The sequence below is a fragment of the Breznakia blatticola genome (genome assembly GCF_004365815.1).
GTDB lineage: Bacteria > Bacillota_I > Bacilli_A > Erysipelotrichales > Erysipelotrichaceae > Breznakia > Breznakia blatticola.
In genome coordinates, this window is sequence record NZ_SODD01000075.1 from 1 (window position 1) to 4,188 (window position 4,188).

Consider the following 4,188-nt stretch of genomic DNA (forward strand, 5'->3'; position numbering starts at 1 on the left):
TACCTTCCTTATTTTTATATGGTAATCTTACATTTCAATGTATCATCATACATGTAACAATCTAAGTTAGGTGCGCATCGGTTGAATTAAGCCTATTAATTATTTTAGAAAATTCTTTCATTTACTATTTCAGCCTTTCTCGAATTGCATTAATTAATGCTTCTTTTGCTCTACTTTCTAACTCCAACATTTCAAGTCTAATTACATCTGGAATTGGTCCTAATTTTGAATGTACCAATCATTTTGTCCAATTATTAGCTCCTAAGCTTAGTAAATCATCTGTGTTTTTGATTCCTAGTTTTGTTAAGTCATCTATACTTGTGATTCCTAACTTTCCAAAATCACTTGAGTTTTTTAACTCCATATTTTAGTCAGTCATTTGATTCTTTTCTTATATCAATTAATCGAAGAAGTTTTTTTGCTTTACTATATGTTGTAATTTCTCCATTACACTTTGTTCAATAAGTAATCTTTTATTAATTATAGCATTCTACAGAAAATACATCTAACGAAGCTACAATTGAACTCTCTTAGATGCATTTTCTTTTGATTGTAATACTATTTATCTTCTTCTAGTAGCTGTAAAGTATCTTGAATTTATGTACCCATATATAGTTGCTTTTGGTGCTTGATTTATTAGTTGCTGTTTACTAGTCAAGGTTCTATCTTTTCAATTCTCGTCGAATGGTAGTGTGTCTTGAACCAATAATACTAATTATTTTACTCTTACTATCATTCCATAGAAAAATGCATCTATAACGGTTCGATTGAACTTACTTAGATGCATTCTTCGTTTGTCATTATTGTTATTTATCTTCTTGTGGTAGATATTTAGAAAGATCTATTTCTTCTTTTATCGGTATTATTTCAACCTCAGAGGCATCAACTTCTTTTACCCACTCTCCTCTAGATAAATTTCTAAAACCTTCAATTTCAGGTTTATTATAGGTTGTTGCAAATATCACTACTTCAGGATATGTTGATATACCTGCATGAAAAAGAGATCCTTTATATTTTGCCATATAATATAATTTGTATGCATTTGTGAGATTTTCGAGTTTACTTGGTGAATCGATTAAATACATAAAGTATATATCACCTCTAAAGTTTTTTGTCTCTTTGAATCCATATTTTAAATAATTGGAATCGAAAGCGACTATCATTCTACCTTTAATAGTCCCTATTAAATTAAACTCTTCACTTGTTGGAATAAAAGTCACATAACTATCTGCTTGTTTATATTTATACTTCATCTTAAATCTATCCATCCCTTCTTCTTAGTAATCGGGTTCAAATCATAAACCGCAACAATCATATCTTTACCTTCAATTACTTCATGTATTGTTGAGCCAATGTTTGGTTCTATTCCATCACCTATTGCTTACCATTCGGGAACAATTGTTCCATTTTCACTTCCAGTAAATCCAGTTCCAGTGAATGGTGGATCACTTATGTTACTTCCTCCATACTCTGGCCCATATGGTGTCACTATATTACTAACATCTTCAGTAGTAAAATCTATATATGCATATGATTTAGTTTGCGTGAAATCTGTATTTGGGCAGTCTAATCTCAAAGAATCAATGATATTGTTTATGTTCTTTATTGAATTGTTATGCTCCATGCTTGGCACACTAGAAAAAGAGGCAAAAGTCTCTTAATTCTTTTTTGCATCATTTTTCATTTCATATACTAGAATTTTATGAATTATAGTTTCGTAAAGTATAATTCATCATCCTCCATTTTTTGTAAAAATTCCTGTAATGAATTTGCAACTACAGTGTCATAATAGTAGATTTTAGATTCTGCTTTGTCGCCTAGTTCAATTGAGAGCATCGCAGATTCATCTTGTTCAAAAAAGACTAATTTTCCATCCTCATATTTTTTATATAAATCAATATCCTCAAAAAATTCATAGTCATTTTGTTGTAATCTAAAGTCACGAATCGAATAGGTATCCATTATACGATTTGGATACCCATCCTTGCTTCCTAAAAAACCATAGCCAAATTGCGTATAGAATTTTTTTAATTCATTTGGAATGGTGATATTTAATACATTCTCTAAATCCTTTATTTCATCATTGCTCACAGGATAAAATTCAGCTGAAGCTTTATCTACAGTATATAGTTTCATTTTCATCTCTCCATTCTATTTAAATAAATCATTTGCTTTTGATCCAGTCCCATGTATTCCACCTTGATGCTCATTCGGAAACTTAGCAGGATGCAGGTTCCACCAAGAATTATCCCCACCATTTGAAAGTTCGATTATATGATGAGCGTCATACTTATCTCCTGCTTTTCTTAGTACTTTTCCTGTCGTTGGTGAAACAACATCCTCAGTATAAGTAGGCCATTTTTGTCCTGTATTTATTTCCCATTCTGAAATTAAGTTATTTTTTGATTTTTTAAAATCTTTTCTGGCATTAACTAAACTATCTGCATCTAGCTTTCCATAATCACTATTTTTCAGAGCATTTGTTAGTTCATCAAGCTGCCCTTGTGTAAGTTTTGTTCCAGTGAAATTTTCTACTTCTTTAATATAATCATCAAATTGATTTTGATCAAAACTTTTATATCCTGATCCCTTAAATACATTATCTAGTGAATTGACTTCATCTAATCCCTTAATACCTACCTGTTTAAGGTCATCGATATTCTTGACTCCCAACCTTAGTAAATCATCTGTGTTTTTAATTCCTAGTTTTGTTAAGTCATCTATACTTGTGATTCCTAACTTTCCTAAATCACTTGAGTTTTTTACTCCATATTTTAGTAAATTATCTGCTTCTCTTCTTATATCAAGAATCGCATTTCCATTTACTTTGTTGTATGCACTTATTTCATCTAGTTTATTTAATGCTTTTTGATATCGTAAATAGTCATCCATATCCATGTTTGGTGGCAATCCATCTGTTAATTTAGAACTGAGATATTTTTCATATCTTGCTGCCTCTGTTGCATCCATCATATCCATGAAACTTTTCTTACTATCAAAGATATCATCAATACTTTTATAGGTTGCTAAATCACCCAAACCAATATGTTTTAAATCTTCTAAACTATTTACTCCGAATTTTGCTAAGTCATCTGCATTTTTAATTCCTAGTTTAGCTAGATCATCACTATTCTTTACACCTAGCTTAGCAAGGTCATCCATACTTGTGATTCCATGTTTTGCTAGTTCATCTACATTATTAATTCCTTTACTTCCTAGAGTGTCAAAATCAAGTTTGATAGATGGTTTTGCGGTTACTTTACTAAATGCTGCTCCACCTGCTACAGTTGCTCCTGCCATTATTGCAAATGCCAATAGTGGATTACATCCATTTTCCATCAGGTATTGACTACCTAGACCTATCACCATTGCTTGTCCTGTTTCTATTCCTACTTTGATTGTGAAACTTCCTACTTTTGCTGCTGTTGTAGCTCCACTTAGTGAACCGAAAGTAGCTATATCAATTCCAATTGATAAAAGTCCTCCAACTCCCAACATGACTCTTTCATCATCGGATAGTTTTTCTCCTGTCATTGTTGTTCCAGAACATGCTTCTGCAATATTTTTTATACCACCTACGACAGGTATACAATCTAAGACAAAGCTTAATCCAGATATAAAATCATCCGCTTCCATATCATGAGCAAACTTTGATCCTAGTACTGCATTCATGTATTCATCTTCAGATATTTTATCTGCTTCTATTATACCATCATCTATACCCTTTATGTATTTGTTAAAGTCATCAGTTAAGTCGATGATCGTTTTCCTTTTGACAATATCTTCATAGGTTACTTCTACTTTTCTTACTTTTTTTGTCGTATATCCTTGATATGTATTTGGATCTTGTATAACAACAATATCATCTTGATTAATACTTATATTTTCCGTTTTTAGTTTCATAATATCAATCAATGAGATATCTTCTAGTTTTACTTTAATATCATCGCAAAAGTCATCATCTACATCTTCTAACAACGAATGAATTCCAGTACGTGTACTACTGTAGTTTGTTTGTTTTTGGTATCGTTTTCTCAAACTTTCTAGTGTACTTGTTTTATCACCTGCTTGAATAGAATATCCGGATTCTTTTGCAATTGTTTTTGCTTTTTGAATATACTCATTTGCTTTTTGTAGATTGGACCAATTGATAGAAACTGTGTTTTCCTCATTTACTCTGTTTTCCCA

5 protein-coding genes are annotated in these 4,188 nt (G+C 31.2%); all 5 read right to left on the reverse strand.

Features of this window, described 5'->3' with window-relative positions:
* Positions 1-238 precede the first annotated feature (238 nt).
* Positions 239-364, reverse strand: coding sequence for a hypothetical protein (locus EDD63_RS11740; protein ID WP_279586088.1), 126 nt, complete (start codon positions 362-364; stop codon positions 239-241).
* Between the two features lie 442 nt (positions 365-806).
* A complete protein-coding gene (locus tag EDD63_RS11285; RefSeq protein ID WP_134171416.1) occupies positions 807-1,268 on the reverse strand; it encodes a hypothetical protein in 462 nt (153 codons plus the stop codon).
* Positions 1,269-1,381: 113 nt separating this feature from the next.
* Complete coding sequence (locus EDD63_RS11290) at positions 1,382-1,624, reverse strand: hypothetical protein (protein ID WP_134171417.1); 243 nt, start codon at positions 1,622-1,624, stop codon at positions 1,382-1,384.
* Positions 1,625-1,707: 83 nt separating this feature from the next.
* Positions 1,708-2,136, reverse strand: coding sequence for an SMI1/KNR4 family protein (locus EDD63_RS11295; RefSeq protein ID WP_134171418.1), 429 nt, complete (start codon positions 2,134-2,136; stop codon positions 1,708-1,710).
* 15 nt (positions 2,137-2,151) lie between these two features.
* Positions 2,152-4,188, reverse strand: a 2,037-nt coding sequence (locus EDD63_RS11300) for a pre-toxin TG domain-containing protein (protein WP_134171419.1), incomplete at its 5' end; no start/stop codon positions are given.